The 16,783-nt window shown below is 43.3% G+C and carries 16 protein-coding genes; 2 read left to right on the top strand and 14 right to left on the bottom strand.

Annotated elements, in window-relative coordinates:
• Position 1: 1 nt before the first annotated feature.
• The 8 genes from rlmD to A0O21_RS03175 all read right to left on the bottom strand — a co-directional run bounded on the left by rlmD (position 2) and on the right by A0O21_RS03175 (position 10,127).
• Positions 2 to 1,381: a 23S rRNA (uracil(1939)-C(5))-methyltransferase RlmD gene (rlmD, locus tag A0O21_RS03210; RefSeq protein WP_067061172.1), complete on the bottom strand. Its 1,380-nt coding sequence runs from the start codon at positions 1,379 to 1,381 to the stop codon at positions 2 to 4.
• 84 nt (positions 1,382 to 1,465) lie between these two features.
• Positions 1,466 to 2,863 carry an LCP family protein gene (locus A0O21_RS03205; protein ID WP_067061169.1) on the bottom strand — a complete coding sequence of 466 codons (1,398 nt, stop codon included), beginning with the start codon at positions 2,861 to 2,863 and terminating at the stop codon, positions 1,466 to 1,468.
• A gap of 53 nt (positions 2,864 to 2,916) precedes the next feature.
• A complete protein-coding gene (pheA, locus tag A0O21_RS03200; protein WP_067061166.1) occupies positions 2,917 to 3,744 on the bottom strand; it encodes a prephenate dehydratase in 828 nt (275 codons plus the stop codon).
• Entirely contained in the window at positions 3,735 to 4,226 is a 492-nt protein-coding gene (locus A0O21_RS03195) for a shikimate kinase (RefSeq protein ID WP_067061163.1), read from the bottom strand. The genes pheA and A0O21_RS03195 overlap by 10 nt, the downstream gene beginning before the upstream one ends.
• Entirely contained in the window at positions 4,219 to 5,502 is a 1,284-nt protein-coding gene (gene aroA / locus A0O21_RS03190) for a 3-phosphoshikimate 1-carboxyvinyltransferase (RefSeq protein WP_067061161.1), read from the bottom strand. Before aroA ends, A0O21_RS03195 begins: the two co-directional genes overlap by 8 nt.
• Positions 5,503 to 5,729: 227 nt before the next feature.
• Complete coding sequence (eno, locus tag A0O21_RS03185; protein WP_067061146.1) at positions 5,730 to 7,028, bottom strand: surface-displayed alpha-enolase; 1,299 nt, start codon at positions 7,026 to 7,028, stop codon at positions 5,730 to 5,732.
• A 250-nt stretch (positions 7,029 to 7,278) separates the two neighbouring features.
• Positions 7,279 to 9,216, bottom strand: a complete 1,938-nt coding sequence (locus tag A0O21_RS03180; protein WP_067061141.1) for a beta-glucoside-specific PTS transporter subunit IIABC — start codon at positions 9,214 to 9,216, stop codon at positions 7,279 to 7,281.
• Positions 9,217 to 9,509: 293 nt separating this feature from the next.
• A complete protein-coding gene (locus A0O21_RS03175; RefSeq protein WP_067061138.1) occupies positions 9,510 to 10,127 on the bottom strand; it encodes a DUF4352 domain-containing protein in 618 nt (205 codons plus the stop codon).
• 845 nt (positions 10,128 to 10,972) lie between these two features.
• Here A0O21_RS03175 and A0O21_RS03170 point away from each other — a divergent pair.
• Positions 10,973 to 11,434: a DUF1694 domain-containing protein gene (locus tag A0O21_RS03170; RefSeq protein ID WP_067061134.1), complete on the top strand. Its 462-nt coding sequence runs from the start codon at positions 10,973 to 10,975 to the stop codon at positions 11,432 to 11,434.
• Between the two features lie 238 nt (positions 11,435 to 11,672).
• Here the strand turns inward: A0O21_RS03170 and A0O21_RS03165 are convergent, their stop codons facing one another.
• The gene (locus A0O21_RS03165) at positions 11,673 to 12,788 is read right to left on the bottom strand and encodes a glycerate kinase (protein WP_067061129.1); all 1,116 of its coding nucleotides are present in this window, start codon (positions 12,786 to 12,788) and stop codon (positions 11,673 to 11,675) included.
• A gap of 55 nt (positions 12,789 to 12,843) precedes the next feature.
• On the opposite strand from A0O21_RS03165, the gene A0O21_RS03160 reads away from it, so the two are divergent.
• Entirely contained in the window at positions 12,844 to 13,341 is a 498-nt protein-coding gene (locus tag A0O21_RS03160) for an NUDIX hydrolase (protein ID WP_067061127.1), read from the top strand.
• Between the two features lie 116 nt (positions 13,342 to 13,457).
• Here A0O21_RS03160 and hisE read toward each other — a convergent pair whose 3' ends face one another.
• The 5 genes from hisE to hisH form a co-directional block, all read right to left on the bottom strand.
• A complete protein-coding gene (gene hisE / locus A0O21_RS03155) occupies positions 13,458 to 13,772 on the bottom strand; it encodes a phosphoribosyl-ATP diphosphatase (protein ID WP_067061124.1) in 315 nt (104 codons plus the stop codon).
• A 308-nt stretch (positions 13,773 to 14,080) separates the two neighbouring features.
• Entirely contained in the window at positions 14,081 to 14,407 is a 327-nt protein-coding gene (gene hisI / locus A0O21_RS03150) for a phosphoribosyl-AMP cyclohydrolase (protein WP_067061119.1), read from the bottom strand.
• On the bottom strand, positions 14,404 to 15,162 hold the full coding sequence (hisF, locus tag A0O21_RS03145) for an imidazole glycerol phosphate synthase subunit HisF (protein WP_067061114.1): 759 nt from the start codon (positions 15,160 to 15,162) through the stop codon (positions 14,404 to 14,406). Before hisF ends, hisI begins: the two co-directional genes overlap by 4 nt.
• 3 nt (positions 15,163 to 15,165) lie before the next feature.
• Positions 15,166 to 15,885: a 1-(5-phosphoribosyl)-5-[(5-phosphoribosylamino)methylideneamino]imidazole-4-carboxamide isomerase gene (gene hisA, locus A0O21_RS03140; protein ID WP_067061111.1), complete on the bottom strand. Its 720-nt coding sequence runs from the start codon at positions 15,883 to 15,885 to the stop codon at positions 15,166 to 15,168.
• A 256-nt stretch (positions 15,886 to 16,141) separates the two neighbouring features.
• Positions 16,142 to 16,750, bottom strand: a complete 609-nt coding sequence (gene hisH / locus A0O21_RS03135; protein WP_067061107.1) for an imidazole glycerol phosphate synthase subunit HisH — start codon at positions 16,748 to 16,750, stop codon at positions 16,142 to 16,144.
• Between the last annotated feature and the right edge of the window lie 33 nt (positions 16,751 to 16,783).

Raw genomic sequence — 16,783 nt, 5'->3', positions numbered from 1 at the left:
GCTAACCTCCCCGTTTGTCATCTTTAATATTTCTTACTAGAAGTCCTACAGTCTCAACATGATGTGTCATTGGAAACAGGTCTACAGGCTGCACTTTCTGCAGCTTATAACCAAGTTCTCCGTAGAGCTTGATATCACGCGCCATGGTGGCCGGGTTGCAGGATATATAGACCAGTTTATCCGGCTGCATGGCGCTGCTGGCTTTGATAAAGTTTTCGGTCAAACCCTTACGAGGCGGGTCAACCAGAAGGATATTGGGTTTAATCCCCTCTTTTTCCCATGTTGCCATAGCCTGTTCGGCCGAATCGGCTACGTAGTGTGCATTGGTAATACTGTTTAAGGCAGCATTCCGTTTAGCATCAGCCACAGCTTCCTCAACCACTTCAACACCATAAACGCCCTTAACTTTTCCAGCAAACAGTAAGCCAATTGTTCCAATACCAGAATAAGCATCAATCACAATGTCATTCTTTTTTGCTTCTGCAAAGTCAATTGCAGTTTGATAAAGTATTTCGGCCATCTCGGTATTGACTTGATAGAAGGATGGTGCAGAAATGGCATAGCGGTTCCCAAGCATAGTGTCCTCAATGGTATCTTTACCGTAAAGCGTCTTAAAATCACTGCCAAAAACAGCATTGGTTTTTTTATCATTAATGTTTTGAATGATCGATTTGACAGCAGGAAACTCCGCCACAATTTTTTCGGTAATCTGCTCGATACGGAAGATCTTGGGGCGTCTTGTCACAAAGATCAGCATCATTTCACCAGAATAATGCCCTCGGCGGACAACAAGATTGCGGATAAGTCCTGTCTCTTCCTTCTCATCGTAAGGCTTAAGGTCAAAACGGCGCAGTAAATCACGGGTAAAATTAATCAAACGATCAATTTCTTTATTCTGAATATAATAGTCAGAAATAGGCAGCAAATCATGAGAATGCTTGCGAAAAAAACCTGTTTCAAGCTGACCGTTGACACGGCGGACCGGTACCTGAGCCTTGTTTCTATAAGCATAAGGATTGGACATACCAAGTGTTTCTGCTACCTGAACATCGGATATGGCAGCAATTTTATAAAGGGTGTTAATCACTTGCCGGCGCTTAGTTTTTAACTGTTCTGAATAAACCAAGTGACCTAAATCTGCAATTCCTGTCCTCAGATAGTCTGCATTCAAATCTTCATTGCGAAAGGGCGACCGGCTCAAATATTCCTCAACTTTTCCAAATCCAATGGCTTTTTTTACCTTGAGCACCCGCATGCGAATTTTCTCCCCAGGCAGAGCATTGTCAACAAAAAAGACAAAGCCTGCAACTTTGGCGATACCCTGTCCTTCATGGCTCAAATCGACTATTTCAGTGTCTACAATATCATTCTTTTTTAGCATTTCTTTTTTTCAGCCTTTCTATGCTGGCAAAAAAATAAGGAGCAGCCCAGCTTAGCCGAGAAGGCCCCTCCTTGTCCTTTATCTTTAACGCAGGCCTAAATCTGAAAGCTCTTGCTTGTAGCTTTCGAAATCAATATAGAGCGCCTGTCCGCCGTACATATCAAAATCATCAATCCAGCCGCCTTCTGACGGAATCGTAGCCTGATCAATGCCGTTTTGCGCATCGCTCAGCATAGACAAGCCGTTAGTCAGCAAAAAGGTGTAGGAAATATTGGTTGAAGTCAAAGCATAAATCTTGCCAATCGCTGCTGAACCTGTAAAGAGTTTGGTCGGATCTTTAATTTGTGAAATGATGGCACTGATGACCTGCTGCTGACGGACCGTACGGCCGTAATCGCCGTCATCATCTTTGCGGAAACGCGCATAGTTGAGCAGAGTCCGCCCGTCCATACGCTGAACTCCTTCTTCAATCGTCTGATTAGGTACGACACCGTTTTCCATATTAAGATCATCAGGAACTTCAACAGAAGACACATCTTCCCCATCAACAGTCCCAAACTGTGCATCAATCTTTACACCTTTAGGAAACAGGGTATCAATAGCTTCAGCAAAGGTTTCGAAATCTACCATCACATAGTATTTGATATCAATATCAAAGTTATTCTTCAGAACCCGCCGCATATACTCTGCCCCTTGGTTGTTATCCTGTTCACCAAAATTAAAGGCTGAATTGAGCTTCAAATCATAGGAATAATCATCATAACTGTAGCCTTCAATATTGACCAGTGTATCACGCATGAAGCTAACCATTTTAACTTTTTTGTCGCTATTGCCGACATTGACAACCATGATTGTATCTGTTCTGGCCTCGTCCGAGCCTTGAGTCACCCGCTGGTCAGACCCTAAAACCAGAATATTAGTACCGTCTTCTGAATCTACACCATTAAAGGTTTCAGTTACTGCAGCGCTGTAGTCCGATTTGCCAGAGGAGATATCATTCATTCCCTTGATAAACATAAAAATCATGCCGGCAAACACTGCCAGCAGAACAAATCCAGCTGTCAAAAGAATTTTTTTCAGCCGTCCTCTTTTCGGACCTTTTTTAGGTTTTCTGGAACTGTAATCTGAGGTATTTGGATAAACAGGCAGATCTCCCTGCTGTACAGCTGAAGCAGACCGCCTTGATCTGCGGGAAGATGTTCTTTCTGTCGGATATTTAGGCAGACCTAGCAAAGTGTCATCATCTGCTTCTTCATAATCTTCAGGGTAAAAATCCTGCTGATTGCCTAAAGCCTCATAATCAGAAAATGAATGGTAGCCGTCGTAGTAGGCCTGCTGCTGGTACTGAGCCTGATTCATCTTCTGCTGCAGGTAGTTAAATTCATTTTTTTCCCTGTCATTTAGATACTGCAAATTTTTTAAGAGGTAATCGTACCGCAGTTCTTCGTGGTGGCTTAAGCCGCTTCTATTATTTCTTGTCATAACTTATTCCAAACAATTCTTATCTTTCCATACAAACTGATCTATTGTAACAGTTACCCTAATTGATAAACAGTGTATTTTCCTAAAATTTTATAGTGAATCCCAATAGCTGTCAACTCTTCTAAAGCAAAGCCGACTAATTCTTCATTATGATTAGCAAAATCAATGATAAAGAAATATTCCCCCAAAACCGTTTTTAAAGGACGGCTTTCAATTTTTGTTAAATCAATACCCCGCCAGGCAAAAACAGATAAAGCCTTATAGAGTGCACCCGGTAAATTATCCGGCAGAGTAAAGGCTAAAGAAATTTTTTTATCCGTCTCTTTTAAATCAATTGGAACGGCTTTAGGCCCAAGAACCCAGAAACGGGTGTAATTATTGTCAATCTCATGAATATCCTGAGCAATAATTTCAAGTCCGTATTCATCTGCCGCCGCCTGCGGGGCAATGGCGGCATAATTGGCTTGCGGGTGCTCCGCAACATAACGGGCAGCATAAGCCGTGCTGGCCATAGCCTCAATAATGACATCAGGATAATTTTCCAGCACGTATTTTTTTCCCTGAGCAATGGCCTGAGGGTGAGAGAAAATCTTTTCGATTTTTTTACCCTGTGCGGTAGCCAGTAACTGCTGCTTAATCGGCTGGACAATCTCAGCGATTGTTTCGATGTGCGCCTGATGAAAAAGATAATCCGATGTTTCAAGGACCGGGCCTTCGATAGCATTTTCAACAGGTACAATTGCATAAGACACGTCACCCTCTTCATAAGCCTTGATAACTTCTGTAATCGTCCCCAAAGGGATGAGCTCTTCATCCGGGAAAGCCTTGAGCGCAATATTATGCGTAAAAGACCCTTTGGGACCTAAATAACCTACATGCATTTAATAATCCTTGCAATTTCTTCCGGTGTACGGTTGTCAACATTTATAATTAAGTCCGACAAGCCTTCATAAAGCATCATCCGCCGCTCGAAAATACCATGAAAATCTTCCTTTGAATTATTCAAAAAGAGCGGCCTTTGATAAACTTTATCATTCTTGATGCGCTCATACAGTACTTCAAACGATGCTGCTAAGAGTACATTGTATTTGCGGTTCTGCCGCAGAAGTTCGCGGTTCTTTTCACTGATGACAACCCCTCCGCCGGTGGAAATAATGATGTCGCCGTCAATTTTCATCAGTTCCTGAAGGGTTTCGGATTCTAGTTTACGAAAAGCGGCTTCACCATACTCAGCAAAAAAATCTGTAATAGACATACCGACCTTTTCTTCGATAATCGTATCCATATCCAGAAAATTATCCGTCAGATAGCCCGCTACTGTTGTTTTCCCAGCACCCATGAATCCCAATAAAACTTTAGCCATTAATCAATCCTTTCAAATCATCGAAAAAGGCCGGATAGCTCGTATTAATCGCTTCTGCCCGCTCTATCTGAACTGTCCCTTCTTGCGCCGCCAAGGCAGCAATTGCGGCCATCATGCCGATACGGTGATCTCCCATCGTATTAATCCTGCCGCCGTGCAGAGGAGTCCCTCCTTGGATAATCATTCCGTCGTCGGTCGGGGTGATAGAGGCACCCAAAGCGTTTAAGGCTGAAGCAACAGCCTGGATACGGTCAGTTTCTTTCACCTTGAGTTCCTGAGCATCACGAATAACTGTCTGACCTTTTGCTTGTGTAGCTAATAAGGCAATAATCGGCAGTTCATCAATCAGGCGCGGAATAATATCACCGCCAATTTCTGTCGCTGTCAGCTCCGAAGTCCTAACAGTCAGTGTTGCTGACTGGGCAGCAGAATCAACGTCCGAAAACTGAACCTGCCCCTTCATCGCTTCAATGACCTCTAAAATACCTGTCCGCGTTTTATTAATACCAACATTTTTCAGTACAATCTGACTGTCAGCAGTCAAAAGACCGGCAGCCAGCCAAAAGGCCGCACTTGAAATATCACCTGGAACAGTCAGCTTTTGGCCTGTCAGCTTCTGATTGCCGCTAAGCCGAATCGTCTTCCCATCAACTGCAATACGACCGCCGAACTGCTGCAGCATTTCTTCAGTATGATTACGGGTCGGTGCTTTCTCAAGAATAACTGATTCACCATCAGCCTGCAAGGCTGCAAAAATCAAAGCTGACTTAACCTGAGCAGACGCAACAGGCAGCTGATACTGAATAGGCTTCAGGGCTTTGTTGCCTTTTAATCTTAAAGGAGGCAAATCACGGCTTGTCCGTCCGGAAATATCAACTCCCATCTGCCGCAGAGGAATCGTTACTCGATCCATAGGCCGCTTGGCAAGACTGTCATCGCCAAACATCTCTGCAGCAAAATCCTGACCGGCTAAAAGACCGGACAGCAAGCGGATAGAAGTCCCGGAATTCCCTAAGTCCAGCGGTTCTTTTGGGGCCTGCAGACCATTAAAACCGACACCGTGAATCTTAACAAGGTGACCGTCATCTTCAATCGGGACACCAAGACTGCGAAAGGCTTGCATTGTGGCTAGGACATCTTCGCCTCGCAAGATATTTGAAACAGCAGTCGTCCCTTCGGCTAAACTCCCAAACATAATCGCCCTGTGACTGATTGATTTATCACCTGGAACATGAATGGTTCCTTGTAAGCCGGTAACATTGGTCTGCAAATCCATATAAGACCCCCATAATATACTTTTGTATATTATTGTACCATAAATCACAAAAATTTTTCATTACAATTCCTATTTATCTTCATGTCAAACAGAAACACAGCAAAAAAGCAGTGCTCTTTCTGATTTTTCAAGATAAAAAAAGACTGAAAAAGAAGATATTCTTTCTCAGTCTTTTGATGTAAAACACATTATTACAGCTTCACTGCACTCTATAAGAGCCGTAAAACTTATTTTTTAAGATTATAGAATGATTTGAGGCCACGGTATTCAGCCACTTCACCAAGCTGATCTTCGATACGAAGCAACTGATTGTATTTAGCAATACGGTCTGTACGTGACAGTGAACCAGTTTTGATTTGGCCGGCATTAGTAGCTACTGAGATATCAGCAATTGTTGAATCTTCAGTTTCACCAGAGCGGTGAGAAACAACTGCAGTATAACCAGCTTCTTTAGCCATTTCGATAGCTTCAAATGTTTCAGTCAAGGTACCGATTTGGTTAACCTTGATAAGGATAGAATTAGCAGCACCTTCTTTGATACCGCGTGCAAGGTAGTCTGTATTTGTAACAAAGAAGTCATCACCTACCAGCTGTACACGGTCACCAAGACGTTCTGTCAAAGCTTTCCAGCCATCCCAGTCATTTTCATCCATACCATCTTCGATTGTAATGATTGGGTATTTGTTAACCAATTCTTCCAGATAATCAATTTGTTCTGCTGATGTCCGTTTTGCGCCGCCTTCGCCTTCAAACTTAGTGTAGTCGTAGATGCCATCAGCATAAAACTCTGATGAAGCAACGTCAAAGCCGATAAAGACTTCCTCTCCTGGTTTATAGCCAGCTGTTTCAATCGCTTTAATAATTGTTTCCACAGCATCTTCTGTACCGTCAAACTTAGGAGCAAAACCACCTTCGTCACCGACAGCAGTTTCAAGACCGCGTTCTGCTAAGATAGACTTAAGGTTGTGGAAAATTTCAGCACCCCAGCGAAGAGCTTCTTTAAATGTAGGCGCACCAGCAGGAACAATCATGAATTCTTGGAAAGCAATCGGAGCGTCTGAGTGAGAACCGCCGTTGATGATATTCATCATTGGAGTTGGGAGAACTTTTGTATTGAAACCGCCAAGATAGCTGTAAAGCGGTACTTCAAGGTAATCAGCTGCAGCACGCGCTACTGCAATGGACACACCAAGAATAGCATTGGCACCAAGCTTCCCTTTTGTCGGAGTTCCGTCAAGAGCAATCATCGCACGGTCGATAGCTTGCTGATCGCGAACATCAAAACCGATGATGGCTTCAGCAATAACATTGTTGACATTATCAACTGCTTTTTGAGTCCCTTTCCCAAGGTAACGGGATTTATCGCCGTCACGAAGTTCTACAGCTTCGTGTTCTCCAGTAGAAGCTCCTGAAGGAACCATGCCGCGTCCAAAAGCACCTGATTCAGTGTACACTTCCACTTCAACTGTCGGATTTCCGCGTGAGTCCAAGACTTCGCGAGCGTAGACATCAGTAATAATTGACATTAGAATACTCTCCTTATGAGTTTATTTTTTTACACGTTAATAATACCACAATCTTTAGTTTTAAGCAAACCGAAAACTCAAAGTCTCTATTTGCTTTCAGCATATCTTCATTGCAATTAAAACTGCTCTGACTGCTTTATCAGACAAAGCGCTCCGTCAGCCGGCAGCAAAAGCAGAGAGCAGAGAACTTTTTGTCATTCACTTTTAAGAGATACTCTTTAAACCTTGATTTCTCTTTTCCAGCTGCTCTTTATTTTGTTAGAGTCAGCAATAAATCTTCCGGAGTGACTGAACTGCTGGTTGTTGTCTGAATTTCAAGGTATTCAGCAGCATTAGTGACAATAATCGGTGTTGTCACAGAATAGCCGGCTTTTTTTATCGCTTCGATGTCAAAATCAATCAAACTATCCCCTCGTTTAACCTTTTGATCCTTGTCAACATGGGCAGTAAAATACTTCCCTTCAAGATTGACAGTATCCATACCAATGTGAATAAGAAGTTCGGCGCCGCTGTCAGTCACAAGACCGATGGCATGTTTTGTTGGAAAAACAAGACTGACTGTTGCATCTGCCGGCGCCAAGACTTTACCGACTGTTGGCTCAACAGCGGCACCAGGACCCATAGCCCCTGTTGAAAACACTGGATCCGGAACATCGGCCAGTGCTTTAACCTCTCCGGTAAGAGGGCTGGTTAAATCATCACTTTGAACTGCAGCGGGGACAGAATCGCTTGTCGCTTTTTTTTCATTTTCAACTGCCTTTTTGCCATAGAGCCTTGGGACTTTGACGAACATCATCATAACAAAACCTAAAACAAAGGCAAAAACACTGACTAATACGCCATTCCAGACATTCATCGTATTAATCCCTTCAGGATCAAGAAATGTTGGGTATTTGAAAACTCCAAGGCCACCTGACGTATAAGAAACAAGTTTCAAAAATCCGCCTAATGTCCCAGAGAGAGCGGCGGCGACACAGCTGATAATAAACGGTGTCTTCATTGGAAGGGTCACCCCATAAATAGAAGGTTCTGTAATACCAAAAATACCAGTTACAAAAGCGGGCCAGCCAATCTGTTTTACTTTTGACTCTTTTGTTTTCAAAATAACAGCCAACAGCACTCCGATTTGGGCAAATGATGCACCGAATGAACCGACTAGAACGGTATCAAATCCTTGTGTCGCATAGTTATTATACATAATCGGCACCAAACCCCAATGAAGGCCAAACATTACCAAAATCTGCCAAAGGCCGCCGACAATAGTATAAGCAATCGTTGTGTTGTAGTCAATAATATTTCCAATCGCTCCACCCACAATACTGGCCGCCCAAGAAGAAATTGGACCAATCAGCATAACGGAAACCGGTACTGCGATAAGAAGAGTAAAGGCTGGAACAAGTGCTAGTTTAATGACATCAGGAATAATCTTCTTTGCTAATTTTTCAACTTTACCGGCAAACCAAACAGCAAAGATAACTGGGACAACCGTTGAATAATAGGATTGCAGAATCATTGGAATACCTAAGAAAGTCATATAAATTTCCGATTCAAACAGTGTCCCTTTAAAAAGAACCATAAGGGGCTCAGCGTCAGTTGGATTCACTAAAGATGGATAAAGCATGGCACCGGCTACTGCCAATGCAATAAATTCACTTGATTTAAATTTACGGGCTGCCGTTAGCGCTAAAGCCATCGGTAAAAACTGGAAAAACCCGTCTCCGGCAGCTTGAACAACCATATACAGTCCTGAAGTGTTTGATACACCGCTGATAACCAAAAGTGCGGCTAAACCTTTAAGTACACCAGCACCTGCCAGAACGGCCAAAATTGGCTGGAATAGCCCCGACATAAGGGCGATGAAACGGTCAAGTAAATTTCCCTTAGGCTGGGGCTCCTCTTCAGACTCTCCGTCCTCTGCTCCACCAGCTGTTCCTTTGATGCGGCTGTTTGCTAAGATAGCTTCATAGACTTCATTGACATGATTTCCGATGACCACCTGATATTGGCCGCCTGCCTGTACAACGGTCACAATGCCCTCACGCTCTGCCAGATAATCAGTATCCGCTTTCGACTCATCTTTCAGATAAAAACGAAGGCGGGTAATACAATGACCGAGACTTAAAACATTATCCTCACCGCCAACATGAGCAATGATATCCCGGGCTAAATCATCATAATTTTTGGCCATAATAAAGGCTCCTTTCACTATATAAATTACCAGTAAGGTGCTTTATATCAGTATAGCAATTTTTGAAAGCCTTTTCAATGCTTTTTGGTAGGGTTTTCAAGATAATTTAAGCTATACTCTGGCCAAAATAGTTTTATACTCTCTAAACTTTTTTCAGACCTCAAAAGACCTCAAAAACTACTGTATTGCCAGTGTTTTTGAGGTCTTTAGGTCTCTTGAACAGCTAATGACTGTTTTTAAGGGCTGAAGAGATTTCGCTGCTCAGCTTCAGCAGCTAAAGCAGCAGCAACCAGCTAAATGGTATTAGAACCGCCGGTTTGTGAACCGCTCCAGATAACATCTCCGTAGTTGACAGAAAACGGCTCACCTTCATCACAGGTGAAATAGAGCTCTACTTTCTTAGTCTCTCCGGAGGCAATTTTATCCGGAATGTCGTTATCATAAGTTGCCGAATTAAAGAAGGCATAGCTATTCTCGCTGAAGACAATGAAATCTTCAGGATAAAAGGTAACATCCTGCTTCGTTTCATTGGAAACCGTTAGGGAAACCACAACTTTCTTTTCGCCCTCTAAAACATTATTCATCTTAACTGAACTGTCCTCTTCCGCACTTGTGACCGCAATACGCAAACCTTCCTTAAAATCAACAGCGTCTCCGAAACTATAGGTGTAGTAAGTATCATCATAATCATCATCATAACTGGAGCTACTGCTGGAACTGCTGGAAGAACTGGAAGATGATGGCCTTTCCCGCATTTCTTCAAGCCGCCTCTCCGCCTGAATTCTTGCACTCCATTCATGCAGATAAAGAGTTGAAAAAACCAAAGTCAGCAGAAAAAAGATGACAGCTAAAGAAATGGAAACCCAACTGACAATCTGCCACCTCTTTACCTGCTTTCCGTTTTCATTCATAAAAACCTCCATTAAGATACAAAGCCCGTTTAAAAATCCGTATGAAAATGACGGTAAGTCCGAAATCTCTGATTTCGCAGACGCACCTCTGCCAAGACGACTAGAAAGCTGCTGTCGGCCGCTAGGACGGCAAAGCTTTCAGACGGCTACGGCTTTTCTAATCAATTGCTATTACAAAGCATGGTTATACCATCTTTTTCACTAGGATTTTAGGGCGTGCTCAATTATCAAGATACAAAGCCCGTTAAAAGAGCAAAGCAAAAATAGGAGACTGGACGAAGAGCCCTCAAGGCTCTAGGACAGGCTATCTTTTTTGCACAGCTCTTAGGGCGTGTTCAATTCCACCAAGATACAAAGCCCGTTTAAAAATCCGTATGAAAATGACGGTAAGTCCGAAATCTCTGATTTCGCAGACGTACCTCTGCCAAGACGACTAGAAAGGTGCGGTCGACTGTTAAGGCGACAAAGCTTTCAGTCGTTTACGGCTAGTGGTAACTAGGTAACGATACAGATTTCCTGTCCCCTCACTTTCCCATTTCTAGGTTCGGGCTGAAATCATCCACCGGATGATTTCACTGCACAGCTCTTAGGGCATGTTCAGTTACATCAAGACACAAAGGGCGTTTAAAGCTCACAGCAAAAATAGGAGCCTGACCGAGGAGTCACTGGAGACTCGAGGGAGGGCTGCCTTTTTTGCAAAGAGCTTGGGCCGTGTTCTCTTTCTTATCTTTTTATTATAGCATCTTTTAAAAATTTTTTTCAACTTATTTAGAAAAGAAAAGGAATTTCCAAGCCAGACAAATTGCGGTATAATTTTATTAGATAACCTGTATAAGGAGAAAGCTATGGATGAATTGGAACAAAAAATTCTGCAGAGTGCTCAGGGTGAGCAGCGCCTTAAACCAGATGAACAACGAAACTATTTAGGAACTTTTGCTGAGCGGGTAGTTCTCAGTATCCTGCTTGAAGATGCCGGTAAGCAGCCGATTCTCTCTCATTTTGACAACATTATGTCAGATATGGTTGATCGATACGGTCTTGTGGCTGTAAAAATTTCTGATAAACTGACTGTAGCTGTCCAGATGGCCTATATGAAAAAAGCTCAGGCTGCCGGACTAACTGCTACTATCATCAATGAAGAAGGCAGCCAGTCTCCCTTTGGCCTTATCATGCATACTGACAAGGCAGAAAATGCCTCTCATACTGATATTAAAGAGCTTTATCCTCAATTTTTTAAAGAAAGAACACAAGCAGAAAAAACAGGCAAAAAATCCTTTTGGCAAAGACTATTCCGCAAAGAAAACTGAAAAGCAGACTTTTAGTTCGGATCCTTAGCTGGCCTCATATAAAGCATAAAAACCAGCTGGTTAAAACAATCAGCTGGTTTTTAATAGCTTATTAAAATCAATAATTGGGCTGACTAAAATCTGGCTAAGGTTTTCCCATCCTTTCTCATCTCACCCAAGAGTAATTAGCACTGCCTCAATTCTCTTCTTTTGACCCATAGTGTCGGGCTTTTTTTGGCTTTTTCGGCAGTACTGGCTGTCATACTTTTTGCTGTAATTTTAGAAGATTACCGATATTCTGGGCAGTTCGTATCAAATTTTTATCCGCCGCTGCCAGTATCTCTTCCAGAGAGCCCACTGCCGAAATAATGGGAAAAGCGGCCTGAATATTTTCAAAAGGGAAGTCTGGCAAATCATCGGAAAGACTGCCACAAATGGCCAAAACTGGCAGCCCAGCCGGTGTCCGTCTGGCTAGTCCAATAGGTGCCTTACCTGCCAGACTCTGCCGATCCAGCCGCCCTTCGCCAACAATAACCAAATCAGCCTTTTTAACACGATTGTCAAAATCAAGAAGGTCTAAAACAGTATTAATGCCTGAAGCCATCTGACCGCCTGCAAAAGCGATTAAACCAGCCGCCATGCCCCCTCCTGCTCCGCTGCCTGCTAAGTCAATCAAGTGAGGATCGACCAGCTGGTAAAAAGTATGCATTGCCTGATCAATCTCAGCAAGGTCTGCTAGCGGCAGCCCTTTTTGGGGACCAAAAACATAAGTCGCCCCTTGTTGGCCGCATAAAGGATTAATCACATCTGTCATAATAGTGAGTTTAAGGTTTTTAAGCGGTGAGTTAGGAGGCGGAACAACAGTTTTGACCTGCCCCAAATGAGCACCGGTAGCTGGCAGCTCCTGACCATGAGCATCTAAAAACTTAAAGCCAAGGCCTAAGGCCATACCGATACCACCGTCATTAGTTGCACTGCCGCCGACCCCTACCATAATTTCTTTGACACCTGTTTGAGCCAAGTAGAGCAGCATGTCGCCAACACCTTTGGTCGTTAAAGTCAAGGGCTGACGCTGAACAGGAGGGACGAGTTCTATCCCGCAGATAGCTGCCATCTCAAAAACAGCCAAATCATCATTTGCTGCATAAGGAGCTAAGACTCTCCGGCCCAGTGCTCCCGTCACCTGAACGGTCTGTTTTTGAAGCTGCAGACCATCGCAAAGAGCTGTTAAGGTGCCTTCTCCGCCATCGCCTATCGGCAGCAAATCAAAGCTAGCTTCCGGCATGGAACGGCTGAAACCAATTTGAAGATTTTTAGCAACTTCAAGGGCTGTCAGGCTCTCTTTAAATGAATCAGGAGCAATAAGAACATGCATAGCAAAATCCTCCTTGTGTTATAATTTTATTATAACCTAAAAGGAGGCCAGACGCATGGAAAAATGGGATGCTTATCTGGAAAACGGACAAAAAACATCGATAACATTAACCAGAGGACACGGGATTCCCAAAGGGCTGTTCCACTTAGTAGCCGAAGTTTTGGTTCAGCACAGTGATGGCGATATTCTTTTTATGCAGAGAAGTTTTTCCAAAGGGCAATATGCCGGTTATTTTGAGGCAACTGCCGGCGGCTCTGTCCTTCAGGGTGAGACATCCGAAGACGCTGTTATCCGTGAACTGGCAGAAGAAACAGGCATTCAGTCTGCTAAACCGCGATTTTTGGAGCGAAAGGTCTTATCTGATGCTGCTTCACTGATTGATCGTTATTATTTACAGACCACCTGGGACAAAAAGAGTATTGTGCTGCAGACTGACGAAACAGTAAACTTTATCTGGTTGCCCTTAGAAGACCTAGATTCCTTTATTGCCGCTCACCCTATCCTGCCCAGACAGCTGGAAACTATCCGCAAAGTACAAAGAGGAGAAATTTAGAAAAACAATTTTCTGTACTAATAGCTGTAAGAGATACATAAAAAACCGCTAAGAAGCGGTTTTTTATTTTGACTTAGCAAGAGCGGACACAATTAAGGCGATAAATTAGATAAGATTTAATAGTCAGTAATAGTTTTTCGGTCATGCACACGGCTTTTCTTGCCTTGACGCCCTTGCAGAACTTTGTCAACATCCTGCGGGGTCACACCAGTTTCCGCCAGCATGACAGCCAGATGATAAAGAAGATCCGCCGTTTCATTAGCAATCTCATCCTTATCGGCATTTTTAGCAGCAATAATGACCTCAGCAGCTTCTTCACCAACTTTTTTTAGAATCTTATCCAATCCCTTATCAAAAAGATAATTGCTATAGGAGCCTTCCTTAGGCTCTTCCTTACGATTCAAAACTTCTTTGTAGAGTGTTTCAAGCATAACCCCTCCTCCAACAAGATACAAAGGGCGCTAAGAACGCAAAAGGAAAATAGGAGACTGACCGATGAATCCAGAAAGATTCGAGGTTAGGCTATACTCACAGAGCAGCCACTTTCGTATGTCAGCTTATGCTTCCTACGACTGCGTCTCTTTTTCCCGCAGCGTTTAGCCCGTGTTCAGTTCCAACAAGATACAGAGCCCGTTAAAAAATCCGTATGAAAATAGGGGATGGCAAGTGATGTCTTGCATCACACTGACAGCCATCTTTTTCACTAGGATTTTAGGGCGAGTTCAGTTCATCAATATAGTTAGTTAGGATAAATGTCTTTAAAAAAACAGGAATAAGCGCCTGTATGGCAGGCAGCACCTTTCTGTTTAACGGCAATCAGCAATGTGTCTTGATCGCAGTCTGTTTTGATAGATTTAACATACTGGTAATGCCCGCTGCTTTCTCCTTTATGCCAAATTTCTTGACGTGAACGGCTCCAATAATGCATCTCTTTGGTTTCAAGAGTCAGATGGTAACTTTCTTCGTTCATATAAGCCAGCATAAGGACTTGATTCGTTTGATAATCTGTTACAATCACCGGAATAAGCCCATCCTGCTTGGTAAAATCAAGCTTAAAATCTGTCATAGCCGTACCTCAATTCCCTTGGCAGCCATAGCTTTTTTTGTTTCTGCAATCGTGACCTCTCCATAATGAAAGATAGAGGCCGCTAAGGCGCCTGTCGCTGTCGTTTCTTGAAAGACTTCCAGTATATGGGCAATATTACCGGCGCCACCTGAGGCAATAATCGGTACGTCAACGACCTCTTCAACAGCCTCAAGCATATCAAGGTCAAAGCCAGATTTGGTCCCATCTTTATCCATACTGGTCAAAAGAATCTCTCCAGCACCTAAGCCCACAGCTTCTTTAACCCACTCAAGCAAGTCTTTCCCTGTATCCTTACGTCCCCCCGCGACATAAACATGCCATGTCCCGTCAGACTGTTTTTTCGCATCGACGGCTAAAACAACACATTGCCTGCCGAATTTTTCAGAGCATTCTTTAATTAAAGACGGGTCAGCTAAAGCAGCAGAATTGACAGCAACTTTATCAGCACCGGCTTTAAGCATCTGATTCATATCAGTCGCTGAGGCAATGCCGCCGCCAACCGTAAAAGGAATAAAAACCTGTTCTGCTACCCGTCTGACCATATCAAGAGTGGTTTTTCGCCCCTCATGGGTAGCTGTAATATCCAAAAAGACTAGCTCATCACAGCCTGCTTCATAGTAAGCACGCGCTGCATCAACAGGATCACCGACATCAGTCAGATTGACAAAATTAATTCCCTTAACCACACGCCCGTTTTTAACATCTAAACAAGGAATAATCCGTTTCTTTAGCATTAGCTAGCCTCCAAATCTTTTTAATTCTTCTAAGCTGATATTACCGCTATAGTAGGCTTTGCCAACGATAGCACCGGCTGCTCCTATTTCTTGCAGTTGAATTAAATCGTCCAGTCCGGCAATTCCCCCTGAGGCTATTACTTGAGCTTTTGAAAGTTCTGAAATCAGGCTTCTGTAATGATCAAAATTAGGACCGGCCAATGTGCCGTCACGCTCAACATCTGTGTAGACAAAAAGCCGGACACCCACTTTTTCCATTTCCTTAGCCAAACTGAGGTAGTCAACTGTACTGGTTTTCAGCCAGCCTTCTGTTGCAACCAGCCCTTGCTTAGCATCAATTCCGACAACAATCTTGTCGGCACCGAATTTATCGAGGGCAGTTTTTACAAACTCAGGGTTTTTAACAGCCATTGATCCAATAATGACACGATCAATGCCGACATTAAGATAATCTTTAATTTGCTGGAGTGTTCGAATGCCGCCGCCGACTTCGACGCCAAGACTTGTGGCAGCCTTTAAGGCAGCGATCAAATCACGGTTAGTTGCCTGACCGGCCAGGGCTCCGTCCAAATCAACTACATGGATAAAAGACATGCCAGCATCAGCAAAAATACGTGCCTGACCCAGCACATCCGGATTGACAACTGTTTTTTGCTTAAAATCACCTTTAAAAAGCCGGACTGCCTGTCCTTCTTTTATATCAATCGCCGGAAGAATATACATGCTTACAATACCAAGTGCTCAACCTATCTGATGAAGACAGAAAATCAGCTTAAAAAGTCTGCAGCATTGTTCAGACACAGCTGAGGTTGCTGAGGGCTGCCATGAACCTTTTCATCAGATTTTGAGCACAGATCCGCATCAAAAGACTAATCAGCGAACCTTTCCCTTTCTTTAAAATCACTATTTATTGTACAACTAACAGAGGAGGATCAGACTGACATTTGAAGTGCATCTCCTCTCTTTTCTTTATCCGATCTTATTTTTTACACAGACTGACAAACTTTTCAAGCAGCCTCAGTCCGACTGTACCGGATTTTTCTGGATGAAATTGTACCCCGTAGACATTATCCTTATGAATCATTGCCGGAACCTCGATTGAATAATCTGCTGTCACATCAATATAGGCCGCTGGTACGTCTGTAAAGTAGCTGTGGACAAAGTAAACGGATTGATTAGGCAAATCAGCAGTCAGAGGCGTTGCCTGTTTAAGAATAAGGTCATTCCAGCCCATATGCGGAACAGGCAAACCTTTCTCAGGCGGAATCTTACGGCAGACTCCGGGAATAAAACCCAGACCCTTTGTCTCACTATGCTCTAAACTTTTCTCAGTCAAAAGCTGCATTCCTAAACAAATCCCTAAAAGAGGGATCCCTTTCGATGCCGCCTTTTTAATAGCAAGAATCAGGCCGCGCCGTTCAAGTTCTGCCATTGCAGCCGGAAAAGCACCGACTCCCGGCAAAATCAGCCCATCAGCAGACAGAATTTTATCTTTATCACTTGATAGCTCAGCTTTAACCTGAAGCTTTTCCAAAGCCCGCAAAACATTTGCGGTGTTCCCTGCACCATAATCAATTACAATAATCATTTCACTTACCAAGCACCTATAGGCTAAAAACAG

Source organism: Streptococcus pantholopis (assembly GCF_001642085.1).
GTDB lineage: Bacteria > Bacillota > Bacilli > Lactobacillales > Streptococcaceae > Streptococcus > Streptococcus pantholopis.
The sequence above is the reverse complement of the archived record's forward strand: the minus strand, read 5'-3'. Positions and strand labels throughout refer to the sequence as shown.

What these genes read in the sequence shown, in the direction of transcription:
- rlmD (WP_067061172.1), bottom strand. Translation starts at nt 1,381, where the DNA reads ATGCTAAAAAAGAATGATATTGTAGACACTGAAATAGTCGATTTGAGC.
- A0O21_RS03205 (WP_067061169.1), bottom strand. Translation starts at nt 2,863, where the DNA reads ATGACAAGAAATAATAGAAGCGGCTTAAGCCACCACGAAGAACTGCGG.
- pheA (WP_067061166.1), bottom strand. Translation starts at nt 3,744, where the DNA reads ATGCATGTAGGTTATTTAGGTCCCAAAGGGTCTTTTACGCATAATATT.
- A0O21_RS03195 (WP_067061163.1), bottom strand. Translation starts at nt 4,226, where the DNA reads ATGGCTAAAGTTTTATTGGGATTCATGGGTGCTGGGAAAACAACAGTA.
- aroA (WP_067061161.1), bottom strand. Translation starts at nt 5,502, where the DNA reads ATGGATTTGCAGACCAATGTTACCGGCTTACAAGGAACCATTCATGTT.
- eno (WP_067061146.1), bottom strand. Translation starts at nt 7,028, where the DNA reads ATGTCAATTATTACTGATGTCTACGCTCGCGAAGTCTTGGACTCACGC.
- A0O21_RS03180 (WP_067061141.1), bottom strand. Translation starts at nt 9,216, where the DNA reads ATGGCCAAAAATTATGATGATTTAGCCCGGGATATCATTGCTCATGTT.
- A0O21_RS03175 (WP_067061138.1), bottom strand. Translation starts at nt 10,127, where the DNA reads ATGAATGAAAACGGAAAGCAGGTAAAGAGGTGGCAGATTGTCAGTTGG.
- A0O21_RS03170 (WP_067061134.1), top strand. Translation starts at nt 10,973, where the DNA reads ATGGATGAATTGGAACAAAAAATTCTGCAGAGTGCTCAGGGTGAGCAG.
- A0O21_RS03165 (WP_067061129.1), bottom strand. Translation starts at nt 12,788, where the DNA reads ATGCATGTTCTTATTGCTCCTGATTCATTTAAAGAGAGCCTGACAGCC.
- A0O21_RS03160 (WP_067061127.1), top strand. Translation starts at nt 12,844, where the DNA reads ATGGAAAAATGGGATGCTTATCTGGAAAACGGACAAAAAACATCGATA.
- hisE (WP_067061124.1), bottom strand. Translation starts at nt 13,772, where the DNA reads ATGCTTGAAACACTCTACAAAGAAGTTTTGAATCGTAAGGAAGAGCCT.
- hisI (WP_067061119.1), bottom strand. Translation starts at nt 14,407, where the DNA reads ATGACAGATTTTAAGCTTGATTTTACCAAGCAGGATGGGCTTATTCCG.
- hisF (WP_067061114.1), bottom strand. Translation starts at nt 15,162, where the DNA reads ATGCTAAAGAAACGGATTATTCCTTGTTTAGATGTTAAAAACGGGCGT.
- hisA (WP_067061111.1), bottom strand. Translation starts at nt 15,885, where the DNA reads ATGTATATTCTTCCGGCGATTGATATAAAAGAAGGACAGGCAGTCCGG.
- hisH (WP_067061107.1), bottom strand. Translation starts at nt 16,750, where the DNA reads ATGATTATTGTAATTGATTATGGTGCAGGGAACACCGCAAATGTTTTG.